Genomic DNA, 18,995 nt, shown 5'->3' with positions numbered 1-18,995 from the left:
CCCATGAGACCCGAAACCCTGACCGGCGCATGGCCGGTCGCCCCCACCCCCTTCAACGCGGATGGCAGTCTCGATTTGCCGGGCATGTCGCGCGTGCTCGACTGCATTGTCGATCAGGGCGCCGACGGCGTCTGCATCCTCGCCAACTTTTCCGAGCAGTTCCTGATCTCGGACGCGGAGCGCGAGACGCTGACGCGGCATTGCCTCGAACACCTCGCAGGCCGGCTGCCGGTGATCGTCACCATTTCGCACTACGCGACACCTATCGTGGTGGAGCGGGCGCGGCTGGCGCGCGATCTCGGCGCCGTCGCGGTGATGATGATGCCGCCCTATCACGGCGCGCTCCTCAAGGGCACGGCCGAGCAATGCTATGAGCAGTTCGCCCGCGTGGGCGAGGTCGGCATCCCGATCATGCTGCAGGACGCGCCGCTCTCGGGCGTCGATCTGCCGGTGCCGCTCCTGGTGCGGATGGCGCGCGAGATCGAGATGGTGCGGCATTTCAAGATCGAATGCACCGGTGCCGCGACCAAGCTGCGCGCGCTCATCGCCCAAGGCGGCGAGGCGATCGTCAGCCCTCTCGATGGTGAGGAGGGGATCACCATGCTCGCCGATCTCGACGCGGGCGCTTCGGGCACCATGTGTTCGGCGATGATCCCCGAACTGATCCGCGAGGTGGTGACGGCGCATCGCGCGGGCGACCGCGAGGGGGCGGTGGCGGGCTACACCCGCATCCTGCCCGCGATCAACCATGAGAACCGGCAATGCGGCTTTCGCGCCGCCAAGGCGGCGATGGTCGAGGGCGGGGTGATCCGCTCGGAGTTCTGCCGCCACCCGGTGCCGCCGCTCGCGCCCGAGACCCGCGCCGAGTTGATCGGCCTGCTGCGGCCGCTCGACCCCATCGTGCTGAGCTGGGGGCGTTGAAAGGAACACGACCATGACCCAAGAAACCGACCTGTCGAAGAGCCTCGCCGAAATGGCGCCGATCTCGGGTCGCAAGACGCTGTGCGACGAGGTGGCCGAGAGGCTGCGCGAGCTGATCCTTCTGGCCAAGCTCGCCCCCGGCGCCCCGATCCGCGAGCGCGACCTCGCCGAGGCGCTGGGGATCAGCCGCACGCCGCTGCGCGAGGCGTTGCGCATCCTCGAGGCCGAGGAGCTGGTGGTCTATTCGCCGACCCGCCGCCCCTTCGTGGCCGACCCCGACCTCGAGACGCTGGAGCAGAACCTCTCGGTTCTGGGCGCGATCGAAGCGCTGGCCGGCGAGCAGGCCTGCCGCAACGCCACAGATGCCGAGATCGCCGAGATCGAGCGGATCTGCCGGGAGATGGTCGAGGGCTCCGAAACCGACGAGCCGCTCACCTTCTTTCGCCGCGACATGGCCTTTCACGAGGCGATCGTGACCGCCAGCCGCAACCGGCCGCTGGCGCAGACCCAGCGGCAATACAACGCCCGGCTCTGGCGGGCGCGCTTCATCTCGTCGCAGCGCAAGCCGGACCGTTCGCGCACGCTGCGCCAGCACGAGGAGGTGGTCCGCGCCCTCAAGGCGCGCGACGCGGCCGCCACGGCGGCGGCGCTGCGCCATCACCTCGAAACCGCGGTGGAGAACATCGCCAAGACCCGATCCGAACAGGCCGAGGAGGGCCGCGAGACATGACACCCCGTATCGGCATCATCCCCGGCGATCCCAGCGGCATCGGCCCCGAGCTGACCGCGAAGCTCATGGCGGCCGAGGGCGTCCGCGAGGCGGCCGAGATCCTGCTGATCGGCGATCGCTGCGTGTTCGAGCAGGGCATGCGTCAGGCGGGCGCGGAGTACGCCCTCGTGCCGGTGGACCCCGAAACGTGGAACGCGCCCCCGGAGGGCGTCGCGTGGCACGAGACCGAGACCATCGCCGCCTCCGAGATCGAGGTCGCGGTCGAGACCGAGGCCTCGGGCCGCTCGGTGCTGGCGACCTTGGACCGGGCGCTGGAGCTGCTGCAGGCCGGGCGGATCGACGCCCTCGTCTTCGCGCCCTTCAACAAGGCGGCGATGCATCTGGCCGGGCTCAACCATGCCGACGAGCTGCACCACATGGGCGAGCGGCTCGGCGTGAGGGGGTATCTGTCTGAGCTCAACGTGCTCGACGGCATGTGGACCTCGCGCACCACCAGTCACATCGCGCTGCGCGACGTGGCCGATACCATTACCGCCGAACGGCTTGGCGACGCGGTCGAGGTGATCGACCGGACGCTGCGGCGCTCGGGCATTGCGCGCCCGCGCATCTCGGTCGCGGCGCTCAACCCGCATGCGGGCGACGGCGGCAATTTCGGCCGCGAGGAGATCGACGTGCTGCGCCCGGCCATCGAGGCGATGCAGAAGCGGCAGATGCCGGTGGACGGGCCATGGCCCTCGGACACGGTGTTTCTCAAGCTGCGCGACGGCGAGATCGATGCGGTGGTGACCATGTATCACGATCAGGGCCAGATCGCGCTCAAGCTCTTGGGCTTCGAGCGGGGCGTCACGGTGCAGGGTGGGCTGCCCTACCCGGTGACGACACCGGCGCATGGCACCGCCTTCGACATCGCGGGACAGGGCACGGCGCGCGTCGCCGCGATGCGGCAGGCCTTCGACATCGCCTGCGACATGGTTGCCAATTGGCAATGAGCCGGGGCCGCGGCCGGTGAGGCCGCAAAGCCCGCCGGCCGCGCCGCCCTTGGCCCCGCGTCGATCAAGGCGCGATCAGCGCGCCATCAGCGCGCCATCCAGCCGCCATCGACATTAATCACCGCGCCGGTGAGATAGGTCGCGGCGGGCGAGCACAGGAAGGCCACGGTGCCACCGATATCCTCCGGCGCGCCCCAACGCCCGGCCGGGATGCGGTCGAGAATGGCGCGCGACCGCTCGGGGTCGTCGCGAAGCGCCTGCGTGTTCGCCGTGGCGATGTAGCCCGGCGCCACCGCGTTGACGGTGATCGCATGCGGCGCCCATTCATTGGCAAGGATCTTGGTCAGCCCCGCCACGCCATGCTTGGACGCGGTGTAGGAGGGCACGCGGATGCCGCCCTGAAACGACAGCAGCGAGGCGATCGAGACCACCGCGCCGGGGCGGCCCCGCGCGATCAGCTCGCGCCCGAAGGCCTGACAGGTGAAGAACACCGCCTTCATGTTGACGTCGACGACATCGTCCCAATCGGCCTCGGTGAAATCGACGCTCTCGGCGCGGCGGATGGTGCCCGCATTGTTGACGAGGATGTCGAAACCCGCCGCGCCGAACACGTCCCGCGCCGCCATCGGATCGGCGAAATCCAAGGTCAGGCTCTCGGCCGCGCCGCCCGCCGCCGCGATCCGTGCGACCGTCTCGTCGCAGCTGCGCCGTCCGGCGCAGACCACATGCGCGCCCTGCCCCGCCAGCGTCACGGCGATGGCGCTTCCGATCCCGGCATTGGCCCCGGTGACGAGCGCCTTGCGACCTTCGAGCGAGAAGAGGCCCGTCATCGCGTGGCCCCCGTCCATGGCGCGGTCCATGACGCGATCTTCAGGCCGGAAGCCCGGGGCGAGAAAGGGTGATCTGGGCGCATGGGGGCTCTTTTGCGTGCTGCCGACCGGGAGTGCCTTATCGGTGCAGACTTGTTTTATTTGTAAAGAAAGTCAATGATCATCGCTAGATTCGAGCCTCGCCAGGGAAAGAAGTACCTGACTGGCTACCCGGAATATCTCGCAGCCATTGGCAAATCCAATCGGCTCCTTACAAGTGATGACCCATATTCGTCCTCAGATCAGTGCAATACCTGAAAATGGAGGACAGGTTTACGAATCTGTTTACAACATGCCGGATCTGACATATCAATTGCAGGATCGGGATCGGCGGGTCGGAGTGACCGCGGCCCTTTCGGCAACCGGGGAGGCGGCGTTGCAGGACATCTCGGCACCACTGCCCGGAACGGAACCGGCGCCGCGAATGGCGGACCTCCTGACGGGCGCGCGGCTCGATCCGGAGGCCAACATCACCTTTCAGGTCTTCGACATCCTGCGCGAATTGATCGTGACGGTCCGGTTGCGTCCCGGTCAACGCATCTCCGAAAAGGAGATCGCCGCCGCTCTCGGGATCAGCAAGACGCCGGTTCGTGAGGCGCTGATCCGGCTCGACGAGGTGAACCTCGTGCGGATCGTTCCGCAAAGCGGCAGCTATGTCACCCGCATCTGCACCGTCCGCTATGCCACCGCCTGCTTCATCCGGCTGCAGCTCGAGATCGGGGCGGTGCGCGACGTGGCGGCGCGGCCGGACCCGCGGCACCGGATCGGGGATCTCGACGAGATCCTCGCCCGGCAGGCCGAGGCGCTGGCCCGGCAGGATGCGGCCGCGTTCCGCGAGCTTGACGAGAGGTTTCATCGCCAGCTCTTCGTTCTGTCGGGCCATGCCGACGCTTGGGCGACGGCGCGGCGCGCGCAGTTCGATCTCAACCGGGTGCGGCTGATCCGTCGCGGGCATCGGATCGTCGGCGGCCCGCGCGTGCTCGGGGAGCATGCCGCGATCGTCGAGGCGATCCGGGCGCGGGACCCGCAACGCGCCGAAGGCGCGATACGGGCGCATATCGGCGCTCCGGACCGGGAGGTCGGCGCGCTGTTCACCGATGAGAGGTTGCGAGGGCTGATCGAGAGGCCGACCGCCAACTGAGAGGTTTCGTCCGCAAGGCCGGACGTCACGACCCGCGCCGGACCCCGGCGCGGACCCCGCAGGCCATGCCCGCGCGGGACACCCGACATGTGCGACCGGGGAGGCTCGCCGCGCCGGGAAAGATCATTTCGATCGGACCGAGATACGTGAAAGGGAGGACACCATGCGTAGAACGACCTTGGCTTCGGCCATTCTCAGCACGACCTGTCTGGCGGGCGCCGTCGCCGCGAATGAAGACTTCAGGATCACCGAGGAGCCGCTCGAGCTCACGATCCACATGCATTGGGACCGCTCGCAGGGTTATGTCGAAAGCTATCCCGTGGAGCAAAAGGCGCGCGAACTGACCGGCATCCACCTCAGGGAGGCGACGGCGGGCAAGAACACCACCGACACACGCGAGGCGATGAACCTGCTGCTGGCGATGGGCGACATGCCCGACATCGTCGGCAGCCAGCTGATCAAGCAGCCGGTCAACGAATACGGGCCGCAAGGCGCGTTCCTGCCGCTGAACGATCTGATCGAGGAGCACGCGCCGCACATCAAGGCGTTCTTCGACGAGCGCCCCGAGCTGCGTCAGGCGATCTCGGCCTTCGACGGCAACATGTACTACATCCCCTATCTGCCCGACGGCAAATACGGCCGCGCCTGGTTCGTGCGCCAGGACTGGCTTGACGCGCTGGGACTGGAGCGGCCCGACAATGTCGATGAGCTTTACGACACGCTCGTCGCCTTTCGCGACGACGATCCCAACGGCAACGGGCGCAAGGACGAGGTGCCGTTCTTCGTGCGCGACTGGGAGGAGCTCATTCGCCTCGTCACGCTGTGGGACGGCCGCTCCTCGGGCTCGGACACGCCGCATGACTTCATGGTCGATGACGAGGGCCGGGTGGTGCATCCCTATGCGCGCGAGAGCTATCGCACGGGGCTGGCCCATATCGCGCGCTGGTACGAGGAGGGGCTGATCGACAAGGAGGTCTTCACGCGCGGCGTCTCGGCGCGCGATCACCTTCTGGGCGAGAATCTCGGCGGCATGACGCATGACTGGTTCGCCTCGACCTCGGGCTACAACGCGGCACTGGCCGACCGGATCGAAGGCTTCGACTTCGTGCCGATGCTGCCGCCCGAAAGCGTCAGCGGCCGCCGGATCGAGGAGCATCGCCGCATCCCGATCAAGCCCGATGGCTGGGCGATCAGCCATTCCAACGACCACCCCGTCGAGACCATCAAGTATTTCGACTTCTGGTTCACCGAAGAGGGCCGCCTGCTGTCGAATTTCGGCGTCGAGGGAGAGCAGTACGAGATGATCGACGGCGAGCCGATCTTCACCGACGCGGTGCTGAACAGCGATCAGCCGGTGAACAGCCAACTCTGGGCGGTCGGCGCGCAGATCAAGAAGGGCTACTGGCAGGACTTCCGCTATGAATGGCAGTGGACCGCGCCCGCCGCGCGCGAGGGAATCGAGCTCTACGACAGCCACGACCTGCTGGTCGACCAGTTCCTCGGCGTTGCCTTCAACAAGGAGGAGCAGGCCGTCTACGACAAGTACTGGCCCTCGATCCAGAGCTACATGCTGGAGCGCCAGCAGGCATGGGTTCTCGGCAATGGCGATGTCGAGGCCGATTGGCACGGCTATCTCGCGACGCTGGACAAGATGGGCTTCGACGAGGTGATCGAGGTCATGAACGCCGCCTATGCGAGGCAATACGGCTGAGCGCCGAGCGCCCTGGCCCGCCGCGATCCCGCTGTCGCGGCGGCCCCCTGCCCGGCCTGCCTGTGCCCCGTCGCGCGGCGCGCCCAAGGCCCCCCATCACATCCGTTCGCCGTCAGGCCATGAGGAGAATAGCATGACAAGAGTTCTGATTTCAGGGACCGGTTTCGCCGGTCGGGGCCACGCGGAGGCGTTTCGGGCGGCGGGGGCCGAGATCGTGGGCGTCGTCGGCCGCACCCGAGAGGTCGTCGAGGAGGTGGCCCGCGAGATGGGCATCCCCCATGCCGGGACCGACTGGCAGGCGGCCTTGGAGACCTGCCGCCCCGACATCGTGTCGATCGCGACGCCGGGCGGCGCGCATTACGAGCCGATCAAGCAGGCCATCGCCTTCGGCGCCCATGTGTTCTGCGACAAGCCGATGACGGCCGATGGCGACACGGCGGCCGAACTGCACGCACTGGCGCAGGAGAAAGGGGTCAAGACCGCCTATGCGGCGAGCTTTCGTTACGCGCCGAGCGTGCTGCACGCCAAGGCGCTGGTCGAGAAGGGCGCGATCGGCGCGCCCACGGAGGTCGAATGCATCTCGCATTTCAACCTCGAGCGCGAGATCCCCTTCGGCTGGTCGCATCGCAGGGCCGATGGCGGCGGCCGCCTCAACAACAACTTCACCCACACGCTGTCGATCGTGACCTCGGTGATCGGCGACGAGATCGTGCAGATCGCGGGCGAGGTGCGCGACGATCTGGGCCGCGCGCCGATCGTCGAAGGCGTGCACAACTTCGCCACGCGGCGCGACTTCATCCCGCGCGATCTCGATGACCCGTCACTCGAATGGGGCGAGAGCGATGTCGAGTGGTCCTATACCGTGATGGCGCGGCTGCGGAGCCGCTTTGCCGATGCGCCGGTATCGGTGTTGTTCAAGCATGGCGGTCTGGTGCCGCGCTTTCGCGAGGATCACATCGTCTTTTACGGCAGCAAGGGGGCGATCTATCTCGAAGGGCATTACGGCAGCGGCGCGCTGCATTTGCATGACGGCAAGGCATGGCAGGAGCAGCCGTTGCCTGCGGAGATTGCCGCCATGGTGCCGGATGTCGCGGGCGAGACCGAACAGTGCTGGCACCACCTCGCGCGCGCGTTCGTCCGCGACATCCGCGGCGAGACGGTCGAGCCCTACCCGACCTTCCGCGAAGGCCGTCAGTATCAGCGGATCATCGACCTGATCCGCGAGAGCGGCAACTGGACCGACGCGCCGGCCCTCGCCTGAGCGACGCCGTGGTGCGGGGCCGGGGATGGCCCTGTCCTTTCAACTCAAGAACCAAGGGGACGGCTCCGCACGACCCGCCCCATCGACGGAGATCCCCAGATGAAGATCACGGATGCCAAGGTGTTCGTCGGCGGCCCCGCCAAGAACTATGTCACGCTCAAGATCATGACCGATCAGGGCGTTTACGGCCTTGGCGACGCCACGCTCAACAACCGCGAGACGTTGCCCGCCAAGTACCTGCAGGACTACCTCATTCCGAACCTGATCGGCATGGACCCGCGCCGCAGCGAGGACATCTGGCAGTTCTTCTATCGCGGCGCCTATTTCCGGCGCGGCCCCATCGCCATGGCGGCCTATGGCGCCATCGACATGGCGCTGTGGGACATCAAGGGCAAGCTCGCGAACCTGCCGGTCTATGACCTCCTGGGCGGCAAGAGCCGCAAGGGCGCGCTCGTCTATGCCCATGCGACGGGCGCCGATCTCGAAGACCTGATGGACAGCATCGCCCACTACACGGAGGCGGGCTACAGGGCCGTGCGCGTGCAATGCGGCATCCCCGGCATGCCGACGGCGAGCTATGCGGTCCCCGAGGAAAAGGGCGCAAAACACTTCATCACCGATTATTCCGGCATCCGGCCCAAGGTCGAAAGCTGGGACAGCGAGAGGTACATGCGCTTCATGCCCGAGGCGTTGATGCGCATCCGCGACCGCTTTGGCCCCGATCTGAAGGTCCTGCATGACGTGCACCACCGTCTCACCCCGCGCGAGGCGGCGGCTTTCGCCAAGGAGGTGGAGCCGACGCGGCTGTTCTGGCTCGAGGACCCGACGCCCGCCGAGGATCAGGACGCGCTGCGGCTCTTGCGGCAGCATTCCACCGTGCCGGTCGCCATCGGCGAGGTCTTCAACTCGATTTACGACTGCAACAAGCTGATCGAGAACGAGCTGATCGATTTCATCCGCATCGCCGCGACCTATGCGGGCGGCATCACCCAGACCCGCCGCATCGTCGATCTCGCGGCGCTGCATCATGTGCGCACCGGTTTTCACGGCGCGCCGAGCCATTCGCCGATCTGCATGGCGGCGCATGCGCATCTCAATGCCTGGGCACCGAATTTCGGCATTCAGGAATACCTCGTCCTCGGCACGCCCGAATGCGACGCGCTGTTTCCGTCAGACCACCGGATGGAGAACGGCATGGTGCATGTCAGCGACGCGCCCGGTCTCGGCGTCGCGTTCGACGAGGAGGAGGCCACGCGCTACGAGTACACGCCCGGCAGCCACCCGGTCGTGCGGCTCGAAGACGGGACGATGTGGAACTACTGAGCCGGGCGCGCCGGTGACGCGGGCCGCATCACCGGTTCCCTGGTATCAGGGCCAGAGCATCCAGCCATAGGCCACGTAGCCCGCCACCAGAACCGCCCCCTCGCGCCGCCCGATCCGTAGACCGGTCGACGCGAAGACCACGAGCAGCAGCGACACCGCGACCATGACCGGCGCGTCGAAGCGCACGATCTCCTGCGGCACGTTGGACGGCGCGATGAGAGCGGTGGTGCCGCCGATCCCGAGAATGTTGTAAATGTTCGAGCCGACGATGTTGCCGAAGGCCACGTCGCCTTGCCGCTTCAGCGCGGCGATCACCGAGGTGACGAGTTCCGGCATCGAGGTTCCGACCGCGACGATCGTCAGGCCGATGATGGTCTCGGAGACGCCGAGGCCCCGGGCGATGGCGACGGCCCCGCTCACCAGAAACGAGCCGCCGACCACGACGAGGGCCAGACCCGCCAGCGCGATGAGCAGCGGCATCGCGAGGCCGTTTCGCGCATGCGGAGGGGCGAGGCCCGGATCGGCCCCGGCGAGGGCCGCGCTCTTGTCATGGATGGCCCCGCCCTCGTTCGCGCGGCGCTCCTGACGGATCACGAACCAGATGTAGCCGACCAGCAGGGTGACCAGCCCCGCGCCCAGGACGCGGCCCATCGGCATCAGCGCGGCCAGCACCGCGAAGGCGACCCCGACCGCGAGCATCACCACCGCGTCCCGGCGCAGCGCCGAGCGGGCGACGACGATCGGGCAGATCAGCGCCGAGACGCCCGCGATCAGCAGGATGTTGGCGATGTTCGACCCTACGACGTTGCCGAAGGCGATGCCCGGAAATCCGCCCAGACCCGCCTGAACCGAGGTCACGAGCTCGGGCATGGAGGTGCCGAAACCCACGAGGGTCAGGCCGATCACGAGAGGCGAGATCCCGATCCGCTCGGCGGCCTGCACCGCGCCGCGCACCAGCAGTTCCCCCCCTGCCACCAGAAGGACAAGCCCCGCCAGAAGCGGGCCCCAGGTTTCGATCATGAACGGTCATCCTTGCGAAAATTCGATGGGCAGTTTCGGGAGAGATGGCGTGGACCCGAAGGCCGCGCAAGCGAGCGCGGGGATTATATTCGTCAAAGTTCTGGCGGGCCTTACTCGGCTGCGAGGCCGCGTTTCCATTCGCCCTTGTAGAGCCGCAGGTGAAACAGCGGGAACTTGACCAGCTCCTCGACCAAAAACAACGCGAAGACCCACGTCACCGACATATCGAGATGCAGGATGAACAGCGCCGTCAGCGGGATGCGCACCAGCCACTGCGCCGCGACGAAGATGTTCATCACGTAAAGCGTGTCGCCGCCCGCGCGCAAAGTCTGGCCGCAGATCGCGTTCGACCCCTTGGGGAAGGGCAGCACCAGAAGCACCGGTAGAAAGCTCAGCAGCGCGGCGGTCGTCTCGGCCTCGAGCCCCGCATAGATCCGGGTAGAGGCGAGGCAGATGACGAGATAGGTCAGTGACACCAGCCCGGCGGCGACGAAGGCCATGCGCCAGGCGCGGCCCAGAAAGGCGTCGATCTCTTCGCTGCCACGGCTGTTGCCCAAGAGCTGCGCGACGAGGATGCCCGTCGATTGTGCCCAGGCGATACCGAAGGTGCCCGCCGCCTGCACCCAAGGCAGGATCAGCGTCATGGCGGCGAACTGGTTCACGCTCATCTTCGCGAACAGCAGCGTGGCGGCGTAATTGGCGACCGCGTTGCTGACGAAGGTGCCCGCGATCGGCATCGAAAAGCTCAGATGCCGCCCGAGCGAACGGCCCCAGCCGCCATGCAGCCAGCCCGGCTCGTCGAGATAGCCGCCGGTTTCGCGGTAGAAGCTCAGACCGAGGTAGAGGCTGCGCGTCGCCGCGCCCAGAACGCTGCCGATCGCGGCACCGGCGACGCCGAGGGCGGGCAGGCCGAAGGCCCCGTGGATCAGCAGGTAGCTTGTGGCGACGTTGATCGGGATCGCGATGAGAAAGCTCTTGAGGGGGATGATCGTCCGGCCGCTGCCGTTGAAGAAGCTGCCGATGCATTGGGCCGCCGCCTCGAACATCACCACCATGAGAAAGATATAGAGGTAGCTCTTGGCCTCATGGGCGATCCACGGCGTATGCGCCATACGCTCCAGCACCCCGCCGCCGAACAGCGCCACGAGAACGACGCCCGTGGCCCCGACGGCGAGGTTGGTCGCCAGACCTGCGTAAAAGCCGGTCTTGAGCGCCACCCTCCGGCCGGAGCCCGCGGCTTGGGCCAGCCGGATCTGCGTGGCGGTGGAAAAGGCCATGATCGTGCCGACGAGCAGGTTGCCGAAGGCCGCCGCCATCCCCATCGCTGCCAGCGCGGGCTCGCCCAGGCCGGAGACGAGATAGGCGTCGATCAGCACGATGGCGTTGACCATCATCGCCTTGAAGGTCAGCGGCCATGCGACGTTGAAAACATCTCGGTTGGAGGGCGTCGTATCGGCGCGTGCGGCGGTGTCGGACATGATGTTCCATCAGGGGCGAAAGGCGCGGGCCGTGGGGGCCGACGCTCGGAGGGATCGCGCGGCGACGGGGGTACCGCCGACGACGAAGGCCCCCTATGGGGGCGCATGTGGCGGCCGGGCGGGGGCCGCGGCTGCGGGCGGCGGAAGAAATCCCGCCGCCCGCCCCGATCCGGGTGTCAGCCGCCGTGCTCGACGTCGAGGTCGAAGAAGGTCACCTGATCGAAATCGCGTTCGGGCCGGTCGCTGGTGTTGTTCTGCGAATAGGCCCCGGCCTTGAAATACATGAAGTCGTCGGCGACCGAGTAGCCGCTCCCGCTCATGTCGTAGGGCTCGGCCGCGATCACTGTGCCGTCGTCGCGGGTGATCGTGACGTGCAGCATCGGGTGGATCACGCCGTCCCGCTCCTCGCCGCGCACCGCGATCTCGTAGGCGAAGGTCTCGTCGAGCGCGATGCCGTCATCGGGGTTCTCGGCGTGGTTGCCGCGCTCGCCGATCATCTCGACGAAGACGTCCGCCTCGTCCACCGCCTCGTGCGCGAAGTAGATCGAGCCGAACTTGTTGCCGGGCAGCTTGCGGTAATAGAGCCGGATCGGCTCGTCGTCCTTGGCGTGGATCTGGCCGATGATGACGCGGCCGACCTTGCCCGCCTCGCCGATCCGGGTGACCTGATTGACCGCCAGCGTGGCGCGCATCACCCCGTCGACGCCGCCCGCCATCGCCTGCGCCTCTTCGGGGGCCGAGGAAAAGACCCAGTTGTTGGCCGTGGGCGTGCCGTCGTCGTTGCGGGTCGGGATGCTCTCGTCGCCGCGGCGGATCATCTCGCGCAGCTCGGAGCGGGCATAGCTCGATCCGGAGGTGGTGACGCCGCCGGGCACGGTGCAGAACACCATGCCGCCCGTCACCGGGTCGGTGTAGAAGTAGCGATCGTCCGAGTAGCCCGCGAGTTTGGCCTCGGAGATCTCGTCGACCTTGCCGTCGCCATCGAGATCGGCGGGCAGGGTCAGCTTCCAGTAGGAGAGATCGAAGTTCTCGCTCGGGGGGACGTCGATGCGCAGGTCGAGGCCGGTCTTGCTCATGTTGGACACCCGCGCCGTGTCGCTGCCATCGTTCAACTCCGCGACCTGGCCCGAGCCGCAGCCATAGGCCTGAACCTCGATCAGGCTGTTCCAGCCGCTGGCCTCGTTGCCCTGCCCCGTGAGGCGCAGGTAGCGCGCCGAGGTCGCGGGGACCTCGAACCGCTCGATCGCGGTGGTCGCCCCGCCGCTCTGGCCGCCCTCGATCAGCGAGGTCCAGCTTTCGCCGTCCTCGGACGCCTCGAGAACGAAACCGGTGCGCCGCTCATCGCCCTTGTAGAAGGCGAGCCCGACCGCACGCAGGGCCTGCGCCGCCCCCAGATCGAGGGTGATCTGCTTGCCCGCGCCCTCGGACGACCAGCGCGAATCCGGGTCGAAATCATTGTCGAAGACCCGCTCGGGGCCGTATTCTGCATCAAAACTGCCGTCATCGCTGGCCGCGACCACCGCCAGCGGCGAAACCTTGTCGCAGTTCTGCGGCGCCTGCGCCATGGCGCCGGCGGGCCACAGCGCCCCCGCGATCAAAAGGGCGGACCCCTTGTGTCTGAGACCTGTCGTGTTCGTCATCGTCGCTCCTCCCCGAGCGTAAAGATGCGCTTGCGCGCAAGAAACTGAAAACAATCGAAAACACCGGGCGCGCGCGGTCAGCCCACGCCCCGCAAACCTCCCTCGGCCTCGTCTTCGGCCTTCGCCATGTCGGGCAGGATCGCGCCGGGCGTGGCCACGACCGATGAGGCGACCTCGTGAGCCAGACGCAGCGCCTCGCTCATCCCGCGCCAGCCGAGCCACGCAGCAAGGAAGGTGCCGTCGAAGGCGTCCCCCGCCCCGGTGGTGTCGATCACATGCGCAGCGCGATCAAAGACCGGCTCCGGCCCGGACTGCCGCGGCACCAGAAGCCGCGGACCTTCCGCGCCGCGCTTGAGCACGCAAAGCGACATGCCGTAGCCGCGCAGGCGGCGTAGCGCATCGGCCTCGGTGCCGCCGAAGAGCGCCGTCTCGTCGTCGATCGAAGGAAAGCCGATATCGGTGATCGACCAGGCCCGCGCGACCGCCTCGCGCGCGGCCCCGACGCTTTCCCACAGGCGCGGGCGGTAGTTGCTGTCAAAGCAGATCGTCACCCCTTCCGCGCGCATCTCCTGTAGCCGGTCGATCAGCGCGGCGCGGATCGCAGGCGACAGGATCGCCAGCGTGATCGCCGAGAGAAAGACGTGGCTGGCCCCATCGAGCGCCGAGAAATCGGGCGCATCATCCGCGCCGAACATCCGCCGCGCCGCCGAGGCGTCGCGCCAGTAGGCAAAGCTGCGCTCGCCTGCCTCGTCGGTCTCGATCGCGTAGAGGCCGGGGCCGCGCGCGGGATCGCGGCGAACCCGGTCGCAGCCCACGCCATGGGCGCGGGCGAACGTCTCGATCCGGTACGAGAACCGGTCGCGCCCCAGCGCCGTCACCAGCTCGACCCGCGCTGGCGGCGGCAGCGCCCGGCGCATGTAGATCGCGGCGTTGAGCACATCGCCCGCCACGCCGAGCCGGGCGGTGTCCTCGGCCTCCGGCACCGACAGCTCGATCATCGGCTCCCCGACGAAAAGGACGACGGGCGGCTTCATGGCCGGGGGGCTCCGCGCATCTCGGCGGGCAGCAGCGCGGCGGGGATGTTCTGGAAGCAGACCGGGCGCAAAAAGCGGCGGATCGACAGGGTGCCGACCGATGTGGCGCCGAAGTTGGTCGAGGCGGGGTAGGGCCCGCCATGCACCATCGCGTCGGCCACCTCGACCCCGGTGGGGAAGCCGTTGGCCAGCACGCGGCCCGCCTTGCGTTCCAGCACGGGCATGAGCGGCGCGGTGGCCTCGGCGTCCTCCTCCTCGATCTGCAGCGTGACGGTGAGCTGGCCTTCGAGGCCTTGGGCCACGGCGCGCATCTCGTCCACGCTCTCGGCCAGCACCACGACGCCCAAGGGGCCGAAGGCCTCCTCGTGCAGCGTCGTGTCGGCGAGCCAGTCGGCCGCGCGGGTCACGAAGAGGGCGGGTGCCGCGTGACGCAGATCGCTCTCTCGCGCGATGCGCGTCTCGGCCCGGCCATTGGCGACCATCGCCTCGCGCGCGGCGCGAAACGCCGCGGCGATGCCCGGCGTCAGCATCGGCTGGTCGGGGGCGGCGTCGAGCGCCTCCTGGGCCGCGTCGATGAAGCTTTCGGCGCGGTCGCCCGCGGGCAGCACCACGACGCCGGGATTGGTGCAGAACTGCCCCGCCCCCATCAGCAGCGACGCGGCCCAGCCGGACGCGATCTCGCCGCCCCGCGCGGCCAGCGCGCGCGGCATCACGAAGACCGGATTGATCGAGCCCAGCTCTCCGAAAAAGGGGATCGGGTCGGGGCGCCGCGCGCAAAGATCGAACAGCGCGCGGCCACCCGCGAGCGAGCCGGTAAAGCCCACCGCGCGGATCAGCGGGTGGCGCACCAGCGCCTCGCCCACGGCGCGGTTGCCGCCCTGGATCTGGCTGAAGACGCCCCTGTGCAACCCCTCGGCCTGCCTTGCTGCATCGACGGCTTGGGCCACGATGTCGGCGACGCCGGGATGGGCCGAGTGGCCCTTGACCACCACCGGGCAACCGGCGGCCAGGGCGGCGGCCGTGTCGCCCCCCGCCGAGGAGAAGGCGAGCGGGAAGTTCGAGGCGCCGAACACGGCGACGGGGCCGATCGGGCGCTGCATCATCCGCAGTTCGGGGCGCGGCAGCGGCTGACGCTCGGGCAGGGCCGCGTCATGCCGCAGATCGCGATGCTTTCCAGCCTCGACATGATCGGCAAAGAGGCCCAGCTGCGCCACGGTGCGGCCCCGCTCGCCATTGAGGCGCGCCTCGGGCAGGCCGGTCTCGCGCATGCCGATCTCGGTGATCTCGGCCCCGCGCGCCTCGATCTCCCGGCCGATGCGGCGCAAGAAGGCGGCGCGCTGCGCGCCGCTGGTGGCGGAATAGCTCTCGAAGGCGGCCTCGGCTGCCTCGCAGGCGCGCTCCACGAGGTCGGGGTTGCCCGCCTGAAAGGTCTCGGGCGCGCCGTCGATTGGCTGGTTCTCGAAGGTCGCGCTGCCGTCGAGCCAATCTCCGGCGATCAGGTGCTGTCTCTTGAGCATGGATGCTCCTCTCGAAGGTCGTCGGCGGGCCGCCCCGCGCGCGGGATGCGGGCGGGCGGTGTGATGTCGGGGGGCGCGCGGACCGCGCCGTATCGGGGGCGGCGCTTGGGGTCCGTGAGGTTCTGACGGGGCCGCCCGTGGGAGGCGGCCCGGGGGAGGATCAGGAGAAGAGCATGCCGCCGTTGATGTCGACATTGGCCCCGGTGATGAAGGCCGCCGCGGGCGAGGCGAGGAAGACGGCGAGATCGGCCACCTCCTCGGAGGTGCCCTCGCGCTTGAGCGGTGTGTTGCCCGCCACCATTTTGCGCACCTCGGGCTTGGTGAAGATGTTGTGGAAATCGGTGTCGATCATGCCGGGGCAGAGCGCATTGACGCGGATGTCGGGGGCCAGCTCCTTGGCCATGCCGCGGGTCATGGTCATGATCGCGCCCTTGGCCGCGCCATAAGCCAGCGCGCCGCCGCCGCCGCCGTCGCGGCCTGCCTGGGAGGCCATGTTCACGATCGACCCGCCCTCGGTCATGTGCGGCAGCGCCGCCTGCACCAGCAGGACCGCCGAGGTGACGTTGATATCCATCACTGCCTGCCAATGCTCGACCGTCAGCTCGGGGATGGTCTTGCGCGCGATCAGACCGCCGGTGATCGGCATGACCACGTGGATCACGCCGTAGGCCTCGGCGGCGGCGGCGACGAAGGCCTTGACCTGTTCGGGATCGGTCATGTCGCCCTGCATGGCGAAGGCACGGCCGCCCATCTCCTCGATCTCGCGGACGGCGGATTGCGCGCCGTCGCCGCTCTTGTAGTAGTTGATCGCCACGTTGGCGCCCGCCTTGGCGAGGCGGATGGCGCAGGCGCGGCCGATGTCGCGGCCACCGCCGGTGACGATCGCGGTTTTTCCGGTGAGATCCATGTCGTGTTCCTTGGATATGAATGGGTTGGCACCGCCCGGACCCCCAGGGCCCCGGGCGGCGAAGGTGTCAGGTGCGGGCGAGCTTCTTCACCACGCGCTTGAAGGTGCGCTCCTCGGCGTCGGTGAAGTAGAGGTCGCAGTCATAGCCCTGATCGTCGAGGAAGTGGAAAATGCGGCGCGGCGCGTCGAGCCTGTAGGGCACGAGCAGCGTCGCGATCCGGTGGCGCGTCGCCTCGGGAAACCGCGCGGTGAGGCAGGTGCTCACCGGCAGACCTTCGTATTCCTTCGGATCGACGCCCGGAAAGCCGGTCTCCTGGCTGAGCTGCGGCATCCCTGCCTCGGACCAGACGACCTGACCGTAAAAGCCCGCCTTCTTGCCGGTGTAGCGGAACGAGGCCTGGCCGAGATCGTAGGCGCCGTTGGCGTGCAGCAGCCAGTCGATCGAAACGGGCGTTTCGGCGTCGATGCTGTCGATGATGACAAAGTAGCTGTCATGGACGAAATGCACCTCGCGGCTGACGCTCGTCACCTCCGGGCTCAGCGATCGGTAGGCGGCGGTGGCGTCGCCGTGGATATAGATCTCCTCGCCGCGGTCCTCGGCGGTGATGATCCGGCCCGTCGCCGCCATGGCGCGCGCCTTGTCCTTGTCGGCGTATTGCCCCTTGCCGTTGATCAGGATCGCGTTCTTGGAGCGCGTCTGACGCCGCCAGCCTTGGTGCATGGTCGAGTTGAAGGCGACGTAGTGCCCCGACTGGATCGCCAGATCCTCGCCATACGCCGAGAGGCAGAAGGCGTTCTGATCGCCATGGCTGTGGCTGATCGAGCCGAAGGGCGATGCCTTCATCACGAATTGCAGGTGCCGGTCGGGGTCGTCCATCCGGCTCTGGATCGCGACCCAGCCGATGCCCTTGAACCAGCGCAGCCGGTCGTTCGGCCCCGGAGCGGCACCCTCGACCTGCGGCCAGTCGTGGCGATACATCAGGTCGTCGAAGTTGAGGTCCCACCAGCCGTAATTGTAGAAGGCGCCTTCGGTGCCCGGGTCGTTGCGGCAGATCTCGTCGAAATACCACTGATAGGCCGGGTTGCCGGTGACGCCCGCATATTGGCGCAGGTTGTAGCCAATCTTGAGACAGGGCAGATCGCCCATGGTGCTGTCGTCGCCGAAGGTGGCGCGGCGGGTGTCGGGCGCCTTGGTGTAGAGCGGGAAATCCCCGGTCTTCTGGAAGAAGGGCCGCTCGTAAAGGTTCAGCCCCGTGAAGGATTTCAGCAGGTTGGCCGCCTCGGTCAGGTAGGCCATGCCGGTCATCCAGTAATGCGGCCCCTCGGCCCAGCCGCCATCCGTGTCGCCCCATGGCGAATAGACGGTCCAGAGGAACTCGATCGAGTAGTCGAGCCAGTCGCGCGCCTCGGGCTCCTCGTCGAGGAGCGCGATGCAGGCGGGCACCAGCACCGCCGAGACCGAGCGCACCGCGTGGCTGTCATAGGGAAAGAGGTGAATATGCGCGTGGCGGATCACATGATCGGCCACCTCGCGGGTGCGCACCAGGAGCGCCTGACGCACCCGTGCCTCTTCGTCCTCGTCGAGCCTGTCGCGCAGCCAGTCATAGCCCCAGGCCAGCGCCACGGCGACGCGGAAGGCCCATTCGTCGGTATAGCCGCGCGAGGTGGTGCCAGCGGGGTCCCAATCGGCGGCCGAGAGCAGCCACTCCTTGGAGCGGGCGAGCATGGCCTCGTCTTCGAGCACCTTGCCCGCGACGGCGAGGTGGCGGATCGCGTAGATCAGCTCCTGACAGTCGATGTAGGTCTGCCGCCAGATCGGCGCGGTGCGGGTGTTGTCGGGGTAGGGCGCGGGCTCGGCCATGATTTCGCGGTCGAGCCAGGGGGCGACCGACTTGTCGAAGAACTTTTGCCAGTTGCAGTGTTCGGGGTCGGCGGCAACGTCCTTACGGAAGGCTTTCAGCTCCTTCGGCCCCAGCCAGAGGCGCGGATGCGCCATGTCGGCCTTGGCGTAGCGGTCGGCACGCGAGGGCAGCGGCGTCTCGGGCAGGCCCTCGGGCATATCGAAAACGCGCGAGGTGCTCCAGCGGGTGGCGGGGCGCTTGGCGCCTTCGTCCCACACCGCGTAGGACCAGTGCCAGCGCCCCGGCGCCAGCGGCGCGTCGGGCGTCAGGAAATTGAGCGGCAGATCGGTGAAGACCCGCGTCTGCGCATCGGCATATTCGGGGTCGGTCGAGACGCGCAGCACGTAGCGCGCCGCCTCGTCCACCACCGGCAGCCATGTGAAGCGCGGCGGGTTCTCGGCGATCTCGGCGCCCTCCTCGGGGGCGTAGCGGATGTTGAGCCGGCCGGCGGCGGGTTCATCGAGATAGGCGGTCTGGGGTTCGGCGGTCATGGTGGCCATGCGCTTGCATCCTTGGTCGAATGTGGGATCGGGCGGGGCGCCGGGGGGCCGCG

Annotated in this window: 15 protein-coding genes; 7 read left to right on the top strand and 8 right to left on the bottom strand. The window is 68.0% G+C overall.

From position 1 onward, the window contains the following. Positions 1-3: 3 nt before the first annotated feature. From ACJASC_RS10825 to ACJASC_RS10815, 3 genes are read left to right on the top strand one after another with little or no spacing between them, the layout of a single operon-like run. Positions 4-921, top strand: coding sequence for a dihydrodipicolinate synthase family protein (locus tag ACJASC_RS10825; protein ID WP_415145927.1), 918 nt, complete (start codon positions 4-6; stop codon positions 919-921). Positions 922-934: 13 nt separating this feature from the next. Beyond that, entirely contained in the window at positions 935-1,651 is a 717-nt protein-coding gene (locus tag ACJASC_RS10820; protein ID WP_415145925.1) for a GntR family transcriptional regulator, read from the top strand. After that, positions 1,648-2,640 carry a 4-hydroxythreonine-4-phosphate dehydrogenase PdxA gene (locus ACJASC_RS10815; protein WP_415145923.1) on the top strand — a complete coding sequence of 331 codons (993 nt, stop codon included), beginning with the start codon at positions 1,648-1,650 and terminating at the stop codon, positions 2,638-2,640. Before ACJASC_RS10820 ends, ACJASC_RS10815 begins: the two co-directional genes overlap by 4 nt. An 86-nt stretch (positions 2,641-2,726) precedes the next feature. On the opposite strand, the gene kduD is transcribed toward ACJASC_RS10815, so the two are convergent. Then, positions 2,727-3,470, bottom strand: coding sequence for a 2-dehydro-3-deoxy-D-gluconate 5-dehydrogenase KduD (gene kduD / locus ACJASC_RS10810; RefSeq protein WP_415145985.1), 744 nt, complete (start codon positions 3,468-3,470; stop codon positions 2,727-2,729). 463 nt (positions 3,471-3,933) lie between these two features. On the opposite strand from kduD, the gene ACJASC_RS10805 reads away from it, so the two are divergent. The 4 genes from ACJASC_RS10805 (at position 3,934) to manD (ending at position 8,945) form a co-directional block, all read left to right on the top strand. After that, entirely contained in the window at positions 3,934-4,650 is a 717-nt protein-coding gene (locus ACJASC_RS10805; RefSeq protein ID WP_415145921.1) for a GntR family transcriptional regulator, read from the top strand. A gap of 163 nt (positions 4,651-4,813) precedes the next feature. Continuing rightward, a complete protein-coding gene (locus tag ACJASC_RS10800; protein WP_415145919.1) occupies positions 4,814-6,361 on the top strand; it encodes a type 2 periplasmic-binding domain-containing protein in 1,548 nt (515 codons plus the stop codon). 133 nt (positions 6,362-6,494) lie between these two features. Then, entirely contained in the window at positions 6,495-7,622 is a 1,128-nt protein-coding gene (locus ACJASC_RS10795; protein WP_415145917.1) for a Gfo/Idh/MocA family protein, read from the top strand. 99 nt (positions 7,623-7,721) lie between these two features. Then, entirely contained in the window at positions 7,722-8,945 is a 1,224-nt protein-coding gene (manD, locus tag ACJASC_RS10790) for a D-mannonate dehydratase ManD (protein WP_415145915.1), read from the top strand. Positions 8,946-8,990: 45 nt separating this feature from the next. On the opposite strand, the gene ACJASC_RS10785 is transcribed toward manD, so the two are convergent. The 7 genes from ACJASC_RS10785 to ACJASC_RS10755 all read right to left on the bottom strand — a co-directional run bounded on the left by ACJASC_RS10785 (position 8,991) and on the right by ACJASC_RS10755 (position 18,942). After that, positions 8,991-9,965: a calcium/sodium antiporter gene (locus ACJASC_RS10785; RefSeq protein WP_415145913.1), complete on the bottom strand. Its 975-nt coding sequence runs from the start codon at positions 9,963-9,965 to the stop codon at positions 8,991-8,993. A 110-nt stretch (positions 9,966-10,075) separates the two neighbouring features. Next, positions 10,076-11,443, bottom strand: a complete 1,368-nt coding sequence (locus ACJASC_RS10780; RefSeq protein WP_415145911.1) for an MATE family efflux transporter — start codon at positions 11,441-11,443, stop codon at positions 10,076-10,078. A 176-nt stretch (positions 11,444-11,619) separates the two neighbouring features. Further along, complete coding sequence (locus ACJASC_RS10775) at positions 11,620-13,083, bottom strand: polysaccharide lyase family 7 protein (protein WP_415145909.1); 1,464 nt, start codon at positions 13,081-13,083, stop codon at positions 11,620-11,622. A 77-nt stretch (positions 13,084-13,160) separates the two neighbouring features. After that, positions 13,161-14,117, bottom strand: coding sequence for a sugar kinase (locus ACJASC_RS10770; RefSeq protein WP_415145907.1), 957 nt, complete (start codon positions 14,115-14,117; stop codon positions 13,161-13,163). Further along, positions 14,114-15,634: an aldehyde dehydrogenase (NADP(+)) gene (locus ACJASC_RS10765; RefSeq protein WP_415145905.1), complete on the bottom strand. Its 1,521-nt coding sequence runs from the start codon at positions 15,632-15,634 to the stop codon at positions 14,114-14,116. The genes ACJASC_RS10770 and ACJASC_RS10765 overlap by 4 nt, the downstream gene beginning before the upstream one ends. 160 nt (positions 15,635-15,794) lie before the next feature. Beyond that, positions 15,795-16,541: an SDR family NAD(P)-dependent oxidoreductase gene (locus ACJASC_RS10760; RefSeq protein ID WP_415145903.1), complete on the bottom strand. Its 747-nt coding sequence runs from the start codon at positions 16,539-16,541 to the stop codon at positions 15,795-15,797. A gap of 67 nt (positions 16,542-16,608) precedes the next feature. Then, complete coding sequence (locus ACJASC_RS10755; RefSeq protein ID WP_415145901.1) at positions 16,609-18,942, bottom strand: DUF4962 domain-containing protein; 2,334 nt, start codon at positions 18,940-18,942, stop codon at positions 16,609-16,611. Positions 18,943-18,995: the final 53 nt, after the last annotated feature.

The organism is Limimaricola cinnabarinus, from assembly GCF_047631075.1.
Classification (GTDB): domain Bacteria; phylum Pseudomonadota; class Alphaproteobacteria; order Rhodobacterales; family Rhodobacteraceae; genus Limimaricola; species Limimaricola cinnabarinus.
This window is presented reverse-complemented; position numbering and strand designations above follow the sequence as displayed.